The following is a 14774-nucleotide window of genomic DNA, read 5'->3' on the forward strand; positions in this document are numbered from 1 at the left end:
TAATTAATCCATACTGATCGATAGAAAGGACTGAGATGACATACTATATTGGCGCACATGTTAGCGCAGCAGGCGGCGTTCATAATGCCGTAAAAAATGCTCACGCCATCGGCGCAAATGCCTTTGCCCTCTTCACGAAAAACAATCGCCGTTGGGAAGCCGCGCCGCTTAAAAAAGAGGTAATTGCCGATTATAAACGCTTCTGTAAAGTCCACGATTACGACGCAAAGCATATTCTGCCCCACGCGAGCTATCTGATTAATCCCGGACACCACGAAGCGGAAGCGCTCGAAAAGTCACGCAATGCGCTCTTAGATGAGTTTCAGCGCTGTGAACAGCTCGGGATTGAACTCATTAATTTTCATCCCGGTAGCCATCTCAATAAGCTCTCGGAAGATGAATGCCTCACGCGCATTGCCGAGTCGATCAATCTTGTGCTTGCCGAAACTAAAGGCGTTACCGCCGTGATTGAGAATACCGCCGGACAGGGCACCAATCTTGGTTTTGATTTTGAACATTTAGCCAAAATTATTGAGCAAATTGAGGATAAATCCCGCGTCGGCGTCTGCATCGATACCTGTCACGCCTTTGCCGCAGGCTATGATCTCCGTACCTTTGAGGCCGCTGAAGAAACCTTCCGTATCTTTGATGAGATCGTCGGTTTTGATTATCTTCGCGCCATGCACTTAAATGACTCAAAAGGTGCACTCGGCAGCCGGGTTGACCGTCACCATTCCCTTGGAAAAGGAGAGATCGGCACGGAAGCCTTTGCCTATATTATGCAAGACGACCGATTCCGCAATATTCCGATGATTTTAGAGACCATCGAGCCTGAGATTTGGGCCGATGAGATCGCGTGGTTACGCTCCTTAGAGCCGGCGAAATAGTTATAAGTTATTAGTCATGCGTTATAAATTATAAGATAAAACAACGCCTCTCAATGATTCGAACACTAACTAGGTCAAATCGTCGAGAGGCTTTTTATTGTTATCTCACCGATCTTAAAAGAGCGTTAAACAAACTCACCGGTAGCCATCAGTTGATCTACCCACTCCGGCACTTTTACTGCCGCCCGTCCGTAGAGCGAATAATCAAATACACTCCGATTCGCACCCGGTTCTAAATTGATCTCAAGGGTGGGGATTCCCGCCATCTTTGCCTCTGACACAAAGCCCGCTGCCGGATAGACATTGCCGGAAGTCCCGATCGCGACAAAGAGATCCGCTTTGCCGAGATGATGATAGATCTCATTCATATAGAGCGGCATCTCTCCAAACCAAACAATGTGAGGACGAAGCGGTTGCGGCCTATCGCAACATTCACACCGATCATCGGGAAGCACCGCACGATCCCACGGATAGACGCGCCCCGAGCGAACACAGCGCACTTTACGCAGCTCCCCATGCATCGGATAAACCGATTGTGAGCCCGCGCGCTGATGGAGATCGTCCACATTTTGCGTCACAATGGTGAGCGATCCGCCTCTTTTATTTAAATGAGCTTCAAGCTCGACAAGCGCATAATGAGCGGGATTGGGCTTGGTATCAGGGTCCATCAATTGCGTACGGCGTTCGTTATAAAAGCGGGTGACAAGGTCGGGATTTTCAGCATAGCCTTCCGGCGTTGCGACAACATCGACGGGATGGTTTTCCCATAATCCATCGCTCGCCCGAAATGTGGCAATCCCTGAATCGGCGGAAATCCCCGCACCGGTTAAAATCACTATATTTCGAACTCTATTGACCATTTCTACCTCTTTCTTTACACTCGTAAGTGATGAAGACAAATCCTAAAGCTATTTTAACAAATATAAAAAACTGCATGTCTCACAAAGGAGATTATTCCGCATGAAAGCCTGTTTAACATGGTTTTTAGCTCTACGCCCCGCTTACTTTTTGATCTCACTCACTACCTTTTTAATGGCGACCGCGCTCCCCTTAAAAAACGGTACTTTCCAATTCGACATTGCGATCTTAACACTGCTTGTAACGCTACTATTGCAGTCAATTAGCAATCTCTCGAATGATCTTGGCGATTATCTTAAAGGCACCGATATTCAAGAGGAGCGCCTCGGCCCATCGCAATCGCTGCAAGAAGGGAAAGTCAGCATCAAAGGGATGAAACGCGCCATTGTCATTGTAGTGATTTTAGCGATGATTGTCGGCGGTATTTTGCTCTATCGCATGGCAAAGCTCTTCCCCTCCCCGATGATTGTGGTGGCTTTTTTGCTGGGACTCGGCGGGATTATTGCGGCAATTACCTATACACTCGGAAAGAAGCCTTATGGTTACGCGGGACTTGGCGATCCCTCCGCCTTTCTCTTTTTTGGGCCCGTTGCGGTGATTGGAATCTATCTGCTTCATACCGGGGAATTTCATTTTGAACCGATTCTGCCGGCGATCTTTACCGGCGCGATTACGGCGGCCATTTTAAATGTGAATAATATTCGCGATATTGATAATGATACCGCCTCGGGGAAGATCACCATTGCGGCGCGCTTAGGCCACTATAAGTCCAGAGGTTATCACTTTTTAATTAATGGCGTTGCGATCGTGTCGATCCTGCTCTATATCTCGCTTTACACCAATATTCAGGTACAGATGATCATTCTTCCAGCGCTCATACCACTGATGTTTTTCCCCTATAGCATTGCGCAGACAAAAAGTGAGCGCCTTGACCCGTGGCTCGCCATGACCGTTGGCTATAACACACTCTTCGCAGCGCTCTTTTTTACGCTATTGACCACCATCGAGATCCACAATTAGAGCATCCATTGGACAATGGCACCGTTTTTCTAGCTATCCGATCGCCATGAGCTGTAGCGCAAACCCGATTAGCACTTGAATTACAAAGACCAGCACTAAAAAGACAAAGAACATATCCGGATCAACCCCGATATATTGCCCCATAATAAAGATCACCACCGCCGCCGCAATAAGATGGAGAAACCATGCGTTCGGGAAGATAACTCCAATCACAGCAAGCACCAACATTCCCACCGCGGTCACGCTGAGCACATTGATAAAATCATCCTTTTTCGCTCGCACATAGCGTGCGGCCACCATCATGACACCACTCATCAATAAAACCTGAATGGCAAACGTTAACACCATTTTTACAAACATATCACTCCTTTTATTTTTTTGGTTTGAGATCAAACCGAGTCTATTACAATGTTAAAGAATCGTAAAATCAATATGTTGTGGCTGATCATTTTTTAATCAAATAATCCCCATCGACCATTCCGCTAGTAAACAATTTACGCCCCGCCCGGTTACTGCTAAGATGTAGAGTCATGCACTCTTGCATGTTTTAAAAATAATAATAATTTCTATGACCACCTTCATCACCTCCTTCTTAGCGCAACTTTACGCGTCGCTCCCCTTCTTTATTTTGGTGGGGCTCGGATACTTTTTAGTGCGCGTACGGAAATGGCCGAGTTCCTTTACCGATGGGCTCACCCGCTTTCTCTTTAATATCGCCATTCCGGTGATGCTATTTGGCATTATGGCGCGTTTTTATACGCAACCAGCGGTGGATATTCGCCTGCTCTTTGCCTACTTTGGCGGATCGTTTATTGTCTATCTAATTGCAAGAGTGATTGGGCAGAAAGGATTAAAGCTCACCGGGTCTGAGGCTTCCGTTTTTGGCGTCGGGGGGATTTTCTCCAATAATGTCATGCTCGGGATTCCGCTCGTCTCCCTTTTTATCGGGCCCGAAGCGCTTCCAGTATCGGCGCTCATTATCTCGTTTAATGCTCTTTTACTGTGGAGCCTGGTTTCTATTTCAGTGGAGTGGGCAGAACATGGTTCCCCCTCACTGCGTGGCGTTTTCCAAACCTTTCGAGGCGTGCTGAAAAACCCCATTGTAATGGGCGTTGCCTCCGGCCTGATTGTCAGCAGTTTTCATCGTCCGCTTCCGAGTTTTATGCAGGAAACGCTCTCCATGGTCACCGATATGACCGCGCCCCTATCTCTCTTTGCACTGGGGCTTGGGCTTGCGGAATATAAGATCGCCGATCGCTTTAAAACAAGTCTTGGCATCTGCTTTATTAAACTCTTTCTCCATCCGCTGATTATTTGGGGCTGCGCGATCCTTCTTGATCTGCCGCCGCTTGAAACGAAAGCGATTGTGCTGCTAGGGTCGATGGCGATGGGGATGAATGTCTATCTCATGGCGCGCCGTTTCCGAGTGATTGAAGGGCCGGTGGCCTCGAGTCTTGTAATCTCAACGGTGGCCTCCGCAATCACCACGCCGCTTATTTTGCTACTGATTCCTTAGACAAAAAAAGAGCTTACAGTCCGGCTATGAGGTTGGCCATTTCTGTAAGCCCAAAGGTGGGTAGAAGGTAGAAAACATTTAATTCTGTTTAACGTTATTGATCTTCAATGCAGATCGATTCGCCGTGGAATTTTAAAAGTTTGCCGCTGCATTGATAAGGGCTCTCTTTTGCAACCATGCCCGGATGACGACACTCACTAAAACCGCTCGCATGACCATATTCTCTGCAATCAAATGCTCGGTTTGCCTCAGCAACCTGTTTTTCCACCGCATTTAAGCGCATCTCGACAAATTGGTTGGCCTCACCGCAACTATTAAACGGCGCATGATTAATGAGTTCTAAACGTAGATTGTTATATGCCACATAGACGATACGTTCATGCTCAAGCTCGTGCTCAGTAAGCGCATGATTAAGCTCATCAAACGCCTTCATCACTTCCGCACTATAGTACTCACGGCGATCGAGTTTGGGCATTTTCACCACCCCTTCCAATTTCGGATGATGCACAATCACATGACATTGCCGTCCATCGCGCTCATACTCAACCGAGTTACGAAAATCGATGGTGTAAGCATAAGACGCGGCGTAGTGACGGCCCTTCCGCTGATTAATCACAATTGGCGATGCTTCCACCATGCTCTTCTCAATCAGCTCTGCGCTTTGCGGGTTGATGCGATAATATTCATACCGCCGAATAAGATCGATCCCATAGACCGGCTCAAGCAGTGTCAACGCACAGAGCCCGACTATAGTGCGAAGAAGTCGTTGTTGCATTCCATTCATGATGCGCCTCCACAGTAAAGATCAATGATTAAAAGGGGTCTTTTTATTCACCTATAGTGTAGTGGATTTTGTCGACTTTTATATTTGAAATAATAAATAAAGCACACCTGAAATTGAACGGATATTCAATAATATATCGACTTATTCGGCATAATTCCAGCCAATAAATAATCAATATATTAGAGGTTTACATAGATGGATTTGCATATAAAATAGGCATTTCTATTTGTAAGGAGAGTGTGGATTTTTGTCGATCTTGATTAAGAAAAAGCACACTATTTAATAATATGGATTAAATAATGTTAAACCTTTATTAATTCTCTTTATGACCCGCGATCACAAGCCCATGATTAAAATGCAGAAACGCAAAAATTCCCAATCAGCGAACGCTGTGAGATCTGTATCATTTAAATTGAAATAATATCGCGGAAAAAGATGCACCATTTGCGAGGGGCCTAATTTAGACCCCTAACAAATGGTTTGAATCGAACTACTAAACAAAACCAACGACGCGATGCGGTTTTATCTCTTAGTTTGGTTGCTTTGTGCAACTCTTCTTATTATTCATTCCCTGCCGCCGTTTATTCTTATTGTTCGTACAGCGTGCGGGGCGTGCGTTTGCATCTTTCTTTGTCAAGGCTTAACCATCTTGGTGTTGAATGCTCTAACGGCATTTTTCCTCCCACACTCAAAACGGGTCTCCCTTTCCAATCCTCCTTTATAATTCTGTATCCATATCCTCCCGGATATTCTTTTTGATCGCAGGGCTTATTGTTTTTATTAGGTGCCCGTTGATCAGCTCTCGTATTTGTTTTTGTTTTTCGAGATGGGTTCATCATAGGGAAAAAAAATCGTTTCAGATATAGTTAAAAAAGAATATCAGTTATAACCAAATCGTATATCTCGCGGGATATTATTCCCCATTTTCCAAACTTTAGTGATTCCAAGGGCTTTCCGAAATCAAGCGCCCCATTAAAAAAACGCTGTAAAGACTCGTTTTGCGTTTTTTTTACGCAATATTTTTATTGTTTTTTTATTTATTTTAAAACTTTTTGGCAATTTACCTTGGTTTTTTGAAGACTATCCCCATATTTTACTCGTAATTTAGCCTACTTTTTAATCATTTACCGAACCGATTTTGATAATTCCGGTCGCAATCTCATCTCAATTTGCTATCCTATTTCCACTCTTTTTCCCTTTAGGATTCCCATGGCAAACGTTTTTGATGTCATTATTATTGGTGCCGGCGCTGCAGGACTGATGGCTGCATCCACACTCGCTTCACAAAATCGCTCGGTTTTACTTCTCGATCATGCTAAAAAGATTGGTGAAAAAATCCGGATTTCCGGTGGCGGGCGCTGTAATTTCACCAATACCCATCTCAATGGGCTCGATTCCAGCCAATATTTTGTCTCAGAAAATCCAAAGTTTGTGCGCTATGCCCTCTCAAATTATACGGCAAACGATTTTACTCAGCTCTTAACCGAGTACGATATTCCCTATCATGAAAAGCACCGCGGACAACTCTTTTGCGATCGTTCGGCTACCGATATTATTCACCTATTAACCGATCGATGCACTCGCTTTGGCGCGACGATTATGATGGAAACGGAAGTAACCAATATCGCACCGCCCGCAACGCGGGCGAAGCATAACCCGTCAGAAAAAACGCTATTTACTCTAACCACCTCGAAAGGTGCATTTCAATCAACGCATCTTATTATTGCAAGCGGCGGGCTCGCCATTCCTAAAATTGGGGCAACGGGCTTTGGATATGAAGTAGCAAAATCTTTTGGCCATTCGATTATCCCTCCGCGTCCGGCACTCGTGCCATTACAATTTGAGCATTGGGAACGAGATGGATTTAACACCCTTGCGGGCATTGCCCTTCCGGTTGAGATTTCCACGCAAATTGGTAAAAAGAAAACGATGGCCTTTCACGAGGATCTTCTCTTTCGCCATAAAGGCTTGAGCGGGCCGGCAATTTTACAGATCTCAAGTTACTGGGTTCCTGGCAATACCATTACCCTTAATCTTGTGCCTGACACTGATCTTGCAACTCAGCTCTGTGAAGAAAAATCCGGTAAAAAGATGCAGCTTGATACCGCTCTGGAAAAGTTAGCGCCCAATCTCCCCAAGCGGTTTGTTCAACATTGGATGAGTCAGGCACCCTTTGCCAATTTTGCCAAACGCCCGTGGGCCGATGTTCCCAATAAAATTCTCGAAACACTCGGGAAATCGCTCAATGCGTGGGAACTCCTGCCGTCAGGCACCGATGGCCATCGCGTTGCAGAAGCGACTCGCGGCGGCGTTAATACCAAAGAGCTCAACCCCCGCACCATGGAGAGCAATCTTGCGGAAAATCTCTACTTTATTGGTGAGGTAGTGGATGTGGTGGGCTGGCTTGGCGGCTACAATTTTGGCTGGGCGTGGGCAAGTGCGGTCTGCGCGGCAAACGCCATTAGCCATAAATAGGTTAGCGCGACAATCAATTCATTCCCGCAATAAATATGCTACCCTAGTGGGATACCCTACATAATTGAGTGGATTGAGTGATATGAATCGAACCCAGCTTCCCGAGCGTATTCTTCGCGTAATGCAGGCAATTAATGGCTACTCCATCGATGTGAATTTACGCATTTTTGACGAACCGGCCAAAACCGCACAAGCGGCAGCCGATCTATTGCACATTGAAATCGGACAGATTGCCAACTCGCTTATTTTTGAAGATGCGTTAAGCGGCCAATTGATCTTAATTATTACCTCCGGAGCTCATCGCGTCGATATTGATTATGTCAATCAAACCTGTGGTGTGAAACTGATCCGAGCCAACCCCGATCGCATTCGTGAAGAGACCGGATTTGTGATCGGCGGAATTCCCCCCGTTGGGCACAGCGTCCCCTTAAAAACCTATCTCGATCGCGCACTATTAAACTATGGCACTGTTTGGGCAGCGGCGGGCATTGCCGAAGCGGTCTTCTCCATTCGCCCCCATCTATTAGAGACAATTACCTCCGGCACATGGATCGATGTTTCATGTGAAACCGACGATTAATCACTCCCCCTTTAATAAATTTTAGGCAAATAAAAAGCGCTCACTTGGAGCGCTTGATCACTTAGTTATATGTCTACTCTTGGAATCCATTCTACCATGAGTTGTCTCTCTATTGAGGCTTTTTCACCACTAATTTTGATTCTAATTGAGGTGTGTTAATAATTGTGTCGGCAACGGGGCATGTTTTATCCACAAACTCGATAAATGCTTCCAGTTTTTCACGGGGCGCATCGCTCTCAAAGGTGTAAACCGAACGAATCGCACTGAATCCGATCTTCGCTTCAGGATCTTTTCCAAGATAGCCATCTGCATTAAAATCCCCTTCAAGATGCACTTCCACCGACTTCAAATCGATTCCGTGCGCCTGTGCAAACGCGCGCGATACGATGCACTTACACGCACCAAGCGCTCCGAGCAAAGCTTCAACCGGCGTCATCCCTTCATCGGTACTGCCGGCTTCTTTCGGTTCGTCCAAAATAATCGTATGTTGACGGGCATTCACTTCAACGCGTAAATCCCCTAATAGACGAGTAGTTGCACGATAAACTGTCTCTGCCATCTTTTTTCCTTTACACAAATAAACAAAACTCTATGTTCGCATGTTTGCGATCATAAAGCACTGTTAACTCGATTATTGTTTAGTCTGAAAATGGATTAAAGAGACGATTGGCGTAAAAGCCAATCCATCTACCAACTGCGCTTGCGTAGCGCCGTTTCGATATCGATATTGATACCGTAGTGATCAAGAAATGACTCCACGGTCTCCGCGATCGATTCACGGGCCACAAATTCGATATCACTGTTATGCGCTTTAAAGTCATCTTGGAGCGCATTAATATCGCTGGTCATCTTATCAAGCATACGCTGAATTTCAGCATTTGAAGGGTGTTCTTCCTCGATTTTACGAGTCACCTCGAGCATGCTCTCCTTGATTTTATCCACTAAAAACGTGGGGTAAAATCCATTTTGGTACATCCCTAATAAGTAGTAGGGTTTTTGGTTTTGTATCATCATAATATAACTCCTTTTTATTATTATTTATCAGGACACTTAACGATTCCCATCGTTACCTTGCGACAATTTAAGTCGTCCATAATGTTATAACATAAATATGACGGCTAAATGACGCATTTCAAGCGCTTTTTCATCAAAAAAATAAATGATAATGACACACTTGATAAATGATCAAATGGCCGGTTAAGCGCTATGGGGTTTAATACGGCAAATTCGCCGTGGTATTCGGTTTGTAAATCTATTGTTATTTTTGTTACAAAATGTTTAATTAAGTTAATTATTTGCCGAATAGAACAGTTTATTATAACAGGTCCGCGATTAAAATCAATCGTTCCTTTCAATTCCCTATCACTAGCAAAGGCGTAACCTTGCCCTTTATCGACCGATCCATCCTCGCAATTGCCAGAACATTTTCCGCCACTGCTTCAAACTCCCATCAATCCACCCTATAATGAAGCTCTATTTTTAGTTTGTTTCAACAAAAAGGTACACCATGACGCACGACCGCAACGGTTCGCATCTCCAAATCGGGCAATATAATCTTCTTCGCGTAATGCGCTCTAATAAATCCGGACTTTTTCTCGAAGGCCCTCGTAACGAAGAGATGTTTCTCCCGAAAAAAGAGATTCCGCGGGATCTTGACGCTAAACCGGGCGATCTGCTCGAACTCTTTGTCTATACCGATGGTAAGGGCCGTTTTGTCGGCACGACGCATAAACCTTATGCCACCGTCGGGCAATTTGTGGATCTGGAAGTGATTGAGATTAACGATATCGGTATTTTCCTTAATTGGGGTTTGCCGAAAGATCTTATGCTCCCTTTTAGCGAAGAGGTGGGCACGCTCTATAAGGGCGATTTTGCCGTGGTGTATCTCTATCTCGATCGCCTCAATCGCATCACCGCGACGATGAAATATGAAGGGCATCTCGATCAAACGCCTTTCCCCTATCAAGAAGGCGAACCGGTTAATCTCGTCGTTGCCGATAAAACTGGCATGGGCTTTAAGGTGATTATCGAGCATGCACACTGGGGGCTCATTCATAAAAATGAGGTCTTTATGGATCTCCATATTGGCGATGAAGTGGAAGGATTTATCAAGCGCATTCGTGAAGATGGCAAGATTGATGTCAGCCTGCAACCGACCCAAAGTAGCGCTCGCTCCGATCTTGAAAATCGCATTTTAGCGATGCTTGAAGAGAAAGATGGCGTGCTCCTTGTGAGCGATAAGAGCGATCCGGAATTGATTCATGAAACCTTTGGCGTGAGTAAAAGTAACTTCAAAAAAGCGACCGGCGCGCTCTATAAAGAGGGAAAAATCCTCATCGAACCTTATCAAATTACCCTCATTGGATTTGAAGGCTAACGCCAAAATATTCATTCAAAAAACTCATCAGAAGGCGGATCAATGCGATTCGCCTTTTCACATTCTCCCACGCAATGCTATGATATTCGAGTGACAAGGAGCATATTTGAATAATCATTTATAAAGGAGGCGACCGATGACTCAACCCATTTCACGCAGAGATTTTTTACACAAAATAGCGCATACCACAGCCGGTGCAGCGCTCTTACTCTCTCCGCTCACAACGTTCGCATCCGTAGCATCACCTGCACAAAAAACGCAACGTTTATCAGATAATCATCCCCATTTAGAGAATCTAATAATTCCTGAGCAACGCTCTCTTGATTTTGAATCGCACCACTTCCAATTTCGCAATTGGCGTTAAAAAACCGAGTCTAACATTAATAACATTCATAAACTCGGTCTTAAACATACGACTTGATGCTTTCTATGCTTTCTTTATAGGATGATTATTTGCGCTCAATGCTTGAGGTCATTGCTGGCGATTCTTTAATCGTTGCAGCGACTGGGCAAAATTGATCGATAAAGTCCGTAAACGTTTTTAACGCTTCATCGCTTGCATCACTTTCAAAAATATAACGCGTCCGAATTTCGGTAAAGCCTTGCGGGCCATCAGGATTAGCATCGCGATTAATCCCCAAATCCCCTTCAACTTCCACCTGCACACTCGTTACTTTAATGCCGTGTTTGCGCGAATAAGCCCGCACCATCATCACCTTACAAGCACCAATTGCACTCAGTAACGCTTCAACCGGCGTAATGCCCTCATCATCGGCTTCCGGCTGATCCAAAATAAACGACATCCCCCGCGATTCAGCCGTCACCTGAATGTTTTTGTTAAATGTAATCGTCGATTTATAGGTATTACTCGCCATGTTAGTTCCTTTTTAGTATGGGTTAGCTGGGTGAAAACGAATACTGTAACAGGTTTTACCTAGAGGGCAATGCTCAAGATAGTTGCCTAAAATATCCTATTGATATATTTTCTTATATTATATATTTTATTATCACTCTAAACAGACAAAAAAGGATCCCCGCAGTGCTCGTATTAAAAATTTTAGGCGTGCTTATCGCCCTTTTTCTCCTCCTTGGAAGCATTTTCGCGTTTAATGAACATTGCCAAGAAAAATTTGGACATCGCTTTTTTACCACGCCGATGTTAGTTGTATTAGGTGTTCTTGGCGGAGTGATGATGATCGGGCATTCGTGGTATGAATCCTCGCTTGAAACCTACTCCTCAGGCTACGAGCTCTTCAAAATTATTATTAATAGCGAAACCTCGAACGGTTTAGTGATGATGGCGTTATCCTTGTTTGCCTATATCGGCATTGCCATCTATAACTTTATCAAAACCAATTGGATCTATGGCTTTTTCGGCACCATTATTCAGTTTGGTCTACTCTCATTGATCGCCTATGTTGGAGCGGTGATACTGGTCATTGGAGGCCTTTTAGCCTTCTTCGGTTCAACCTTCTCTCAATCGGTCTATGTGGTCAATAAATAATTCAGTAATCATTAAGTAAATAACACACCCACAAAAAAGCCCTGCAAACACAGGGCTTTAATTTTATAAAAAATCGAGTAAATCGATTATTCTGCTTGACCGGTGACGGTGAAGTTTAGATCGCCGTCGATATGGACGATATCTTTCGGTTTAAAGTCGCCTTTAAGAAATGCTTTGGCAAGCTCGTTCTCAAGATGCGTTTGGATCGCACGTTTGAGAGGACGCGCACCGAAGATAGGGTCGTAACCAATTTCGCCAAGTTTATCGAGGCCATCATCGCTGATGGTGAGCGTAATTTCATGCTCAGCCATGCGGGCAATCACGCGGTCAACTTGCAATTTCGCAATGGAACGAATGTGCTCTTTCGCAAGCGGATGGAAGACCACGATATCATCGATACGGTTGATAAATTCCGGTCTAAAGTGCTGTCCGACCACGGTCATCACCGACTCTTTCATCGCATCATACTGATCTTTTGAATCAAGATCTGAGAGCGCACGCGCCTGCTCTTGAATGAGATCTGAACCCAAGTTCGAGGTCATGATAATCACGGTATTTTTAAAGTCCACCGTCCGCCCTTGACCATCGGTTAAGCGCCCATCATCGAGCACCTGAAGCAGGATATTAAAGACATCGGGATGCGCTTTTTCCACCTCATCGAGCAAAATCACCGAGTAAGGACGACGACGAATCGCTTCCGTTAAATACCCGCCCTCTTCGTAACCGACATACCCCGGAGGTGCCCCAATTAAGCGCGCGACCGAGTGTTTCTCCATAAATTCCGACATATCGATACGGATCATCGCATTCTCAGAATCAAAGAGGAAGTTCGCGAGTGTTTTGGTGAGCTCTGTTTTCCCAACTCCGGTTGGCCCTAAAAAGAGGAATGAACCGATCGGACGATTGGGATCAGATAATCCCGCGCGCGAACGGCGAACCGCATCGGATACCGCAGTAATCGCCTCTTTCTGACCAATCACATTTTCGCCGAGTACCGCTTCCATACGAAGCAGTTTTTCACGCTCTCCTTCGAGCATACGATTCACCGGAATGCCCGTCCAGCGCGACACCACATCAGCAATTTCCGCATCGGTAACGCGAGTACGCACCAATTTATGCGCCTCCTCCAAAGGTTTAGCTTCCTGCGCTTCTTTTAGCTGTTTTTCAAGCTCGGGAATGACCCCATATTGCAACTCACTCATGCGCGCAAGATTGCCGCGACGACCGGCATCTTCAAGCTCAATTCGGGCCTTATCCAGATCTTCTTTGATCGAGGTTGCGCCCTTCATCTCGCTCTTTTCTGCTTTCCAACGCTCTTCTAAATCGGCATACTCTTTCTCAAACTCCGCAAGCTCTGCTTCAAGCGCCGCTAAACGTTTTTTAGAGGCATCATCTTTCTCTTTTTTGATCGCTTCGCGCTCAATTTTAAGTTGGATGATTTTACGATCGAGCTTATCCATCGATTCCGGTTTCGAGTCGATCTCCATCCGAATCTGGCTGCCCGCCTCATCAATGAGGTCGATCGCTTTATCCGGCAATTGTCGATCGGTAATGTAGCGATTTGAAAGCGTTGCCGCTGCGACAATCGCGGGGTCTGTGATCTCAACGCCGTGGTGAATTTCATAACGCTCTTTAAGCCCGCGCAAAATGGCAATGGTATCTTCCACCGAAGGCTCTTCGACCAATACCTGCTGGAAACGGCGCTCAAGGGCGGCATCTTTTTCGATATATTCACGATATTCATTGAGCGTTGTCGCCCCGATACAGTGCAGCTCACCGCGAGAGAGGGCCGGTTTTAATAAGTTCCCCGCATCCATCGCGCCATCGGTTTTACCCGCGCCCACTACCATGTGAATTTCATCGATAAATAAAATGATCTGCCCTTCCGCTTTTTGAAGCTCGTTGAGCACCGCTTTTAGACGCTCCTCAAACTCCCCGCGGAATTTCGCACCGGCAATGAGCGCCCCAAGGTCTAAGGATAAAACGCGTTTTCCTTTCAATCCTTCTGGCACTTCATTATTTAAAATCCGCTGCGCTAAACCTTCCACAATCGCGGTTTTACCGACGCCCGGCTCACCAATTAAGACCGGATTATTTTTAGTACGGCGAGAGAGCACTTGGATCGCGCGGCGAATCTCATCATCACGACCGATCACCGGATCCAGTTTCCCCGATTCCGCTCGCTCCGTCAGATCCACACAATATTTATTCAACGCTTCACGGTTCGATTCCGCATTGGCATCTTGCACGCTCTCTCCTCCTCGCACGGCGTCAATCGCTGTTTTAAAGGCGGCCAGCGTAATCCCGCTCTCTTTAAGCACTTTCGCTAAATCGCGATTTTCATCTAAAATCCCGAGAACAAATACCTCCGAGGAGAGATAACTATCCCCACGGCGATTCATCTCTTTTTCCGCGGCAATTAAGACGCGCTGTAAATTTTGGCTAACGTGCAGATCATTCGAGCCTTCCACTTGGGGAAACTTCGCAATGAGCGCATCAATTTTTTGATTAAGATCCGTTAAATTGGCTCGGCATTGGCGAAATAACGGCACCACCGAGCCCTCTTTTTGGCTTAGCATCGCACTTAAAACGTGCTCGGGCTCAATATATTGATTGAGATTGGCGAGCGCGAGACTCTGCGCGGCACTTAACGCATTTAAAAAGGCGGCGGTAAATTTATCTTGATTCATTGAAGAACCTCCTAAAACAATATTTCTTTACTGTTATTAATAATGGGGATCTTTTTACGGGTTTCAAGAACTATTTGATAACT

Annotated in this window: 15 protein-coding genes; 8 read left to right on the forward strand and 7 right to left on the reverse strand. The window is 45.4% G+C overall.

The window, feature by feature from the left end; translation table 11 throughout:
* Positions 1-35: 35 nt before the first annotated feature.
* Positions 36-887 carry a deoxyribonuclease IV gene (gene nfo, locus OXI21_RS01515; RefSeq protein ID WP_279617785.1) on the forward strand — a complete coding sequence of 284 codons (852 nt, stop codon included), beginning with the start codon at positions 36-38 and terminating at the stop codon, positions 885-887.
* Between the two features lie 125 nt (positions 888-1012).
* On the opposite strand, the gene cobB is transcribed toward nfo, so the two are convergent.
* Positions 1013-1747, reverse strand: a complete 735-nt coding sequence (gene cobB, locus OXI21_RS01520; protein WP_279617786.1) for a Sir2 family NAD+-dependent deacetylase — start codon at positions 1745-1747, stop codon at positions 1013-1015.
* Between the two features lie 100 nt (positions 1748-1847).
* Here cobB and menA point away from each other — a divergent pair, with 100 nt between their 5' ends.
* Positions 1848-2765 carry a 1,4-dihydroxy-2-naphthoate octaprenyltransferase gene (gene menA / locus OXI21_RS01525; protein WP_279617787.1) on the forward strand — a complete coding sequence of 306 codons (918 nt, stop codon included), beginning with the start codon at positions 1848-1850 and terminating at the stop codon, positions 2763-2765.
* 33 nt (positions 2766-2798) lie between these two features.
* On the opposite strand, the gene OXI21_RS01530 is transcribed toward menA, so the two are convergent.
* Positions 2799-3125, reverse strand: coding sequence for a hypothetical protein (locus tag OXI21_RS01530; RefSeq protein ID WP_279617788.1), 327 nt, complete (start codon positions 3123-3125; stop codon positions 2799-2801).
* Positions 3126-3333: 208 nt separating this feature from the next.
* Between OXI21_RS01530 and OXI21_RS01535 the strand changes: the two genes are divergently transcribed.
* The gene (locus tag OXI21_RS01535) at positions 3334-4281 is read left to right on the forward strand and encodes an AEC family transporter (protein WP_279617789.1); all 948 of its coding nucleotides are present in this window, start codon (positions 3334-3336) and stop codon (positions 4279-4281) included.
* Positions 4282-4375: 94 nt separating this feature from the next.
* Here the strand turns inward: OXI21_RS01535 and OXI21_RS01540 are convergent, their stop codons facing one another.
* Positions 4376-5065, reverse strand: coding sequence for a DUF922 domain-containing protein (locus tag OXI21_RS01540; RefSeq protein WP_279617790.1), 690 nt, complete (start codon positions 5063-5065; stop codon positions 4376-4378).
* A gap of 1209 nt (positions 5066-6274) precedes the next feature.
* Here OXI21_RS01540 and OXI21_RS01545 point away from each other — a divergent pair.
* Together OXI21_RS01545 and OXI21_RS01550 are read left to right on the forward strand one after the other, a co-directional pair.
* On the forward strand, positions 6275-7540 hold the full coding sequence (locus OXI21_RS01545) for an aminoacetone oxidase family FAD-binding enzyme (RefSeq protein ID WP_279617791.1): 1266 nt from the start codon (positions 6275-6277) through the stop codon (positions 7538-7540).
* An 82-nt stretch (positions 7541-7622) separates the two neighbouring features.
* On the forward strand, positions 7623-8120 hold the full coding sequence (locus OXI21_RS01550; protein WP_279617792.1) for a YbaK/EbsC family protein: 498 nt from the start codon (positions 7623-7625) through the stop codon (positions 8118-8120).
* Between the two features lie 109 nt (positions 8121-8229).
* On the opposite strand, the gene OXI21_RS01555 is transcribed toward OXI21_RS01550, so the two are convergent.
* Both OXI21_RS01555 and OXI21_RS01560 read right to left on the reverse strand, forming a co-directional pair.
* Entirely contained in the window at positions 8230-8679 is a 450-nt protein-coding gene (locus OXI21_RS01555; RefSeq protein ID WP_279617793.1) for an OsmC family protein, read from the reverse strand.
* Positions 8680-8807: 128 nt separating this feature from the next.
* Positions 8808-9134: a DUF5713 family protein gene (locus OXI21_RS01560; RefSeq protein WP_279617794.1), complete on the reverse strand. Its 327-nt coding sequence runs from the start codon at positions 9132-9134 to the stop codon at positions 8808-8810.
* A gap of 493 nt (positions 9135-9627) precedes the next feature.
* Here OXI21_RS01560 and OXI21_RS01565 point away from each other — a divergent pair, with 493 nt between their 5' ends.
* Positions 9628-10497, forward strand: a complete 870-nt coding sequence (locus OXI21_RS01565; RefSeq protein ID WP_279617795.1) for a S1-like domain-containing RNA-binding protein — start codon at positions 9628-9630, stop codon at positions 10495-10497.
* Between the two features lie 136 nt (positions 10498-10633).
* Positions 10634-10861 carry a twin-arginine translocation signal domain-containing protein gene (locus tag OXI21_RS01570; protein WP_279617796.1) on the forward strand — a complete coding sequence of 76 codons (228 nt, stop codon included), beginning with the start codon at positions 10634-10636 and terminating at the stop codon, positions 10859-10861.
* Positions 10862-10946: 85 nt separating this feature from the next.
* Here the strand turns inward: OXI21_RS01570 and OXI21_RS01575 are convergent, their stop codons facing one another.
* Positions 10947-11372, reverse strand: coding sequence for an OsmC family protein (locus OXI21_RS01575; protein WP_279617797.1), 426 nt, complete (start codon positions 11370-11372; stop codon positions 10947-10949).
* A 164-nt stretch (positions 11373-11536) separates the two neighbouring features.
* Between OXI21_RS01575 and OXI21_RS01580 the strand changes: the two genes are divergently transcribed.
* Entirely contained in the window at positions 11537-12001 is a 465-nt protein-coding gene (locus OXI21_RS01580) for a hypothetical protein (protein ID WP_279617798.1), read from the forward strand.
* Between the two features lie 86 nt (positions 12002-12087).
* Here the strand turns inward: OXI21_RS01580 and clpB are convergent, their stop codons facing one another.
* The gene (clpB, locus tag OXI21_RS01585; RefSeq protein WP_279617799.1) at positions 12088-14691 is read right to left on the reverse strand and encodes an ATP-dependent chaperone ClpB; all 2604 of its coding nucleotides are present in this window, start codon (positions 14689-14691) and stop codon (positions 12088-12090) included.
* Positions 14692-14774: the final 83 nt, after the last annotated feature.

It is taken from the genome of Ignatzschineria sp. RMDPL8A (assembly GCF_029815055.1).
GTDB lineage: Bacteria > Pseudomonadota > Gammaproteobacteria > Cardiobacteriales > Wohlfahrtiimonadaceae > CALZBJ01.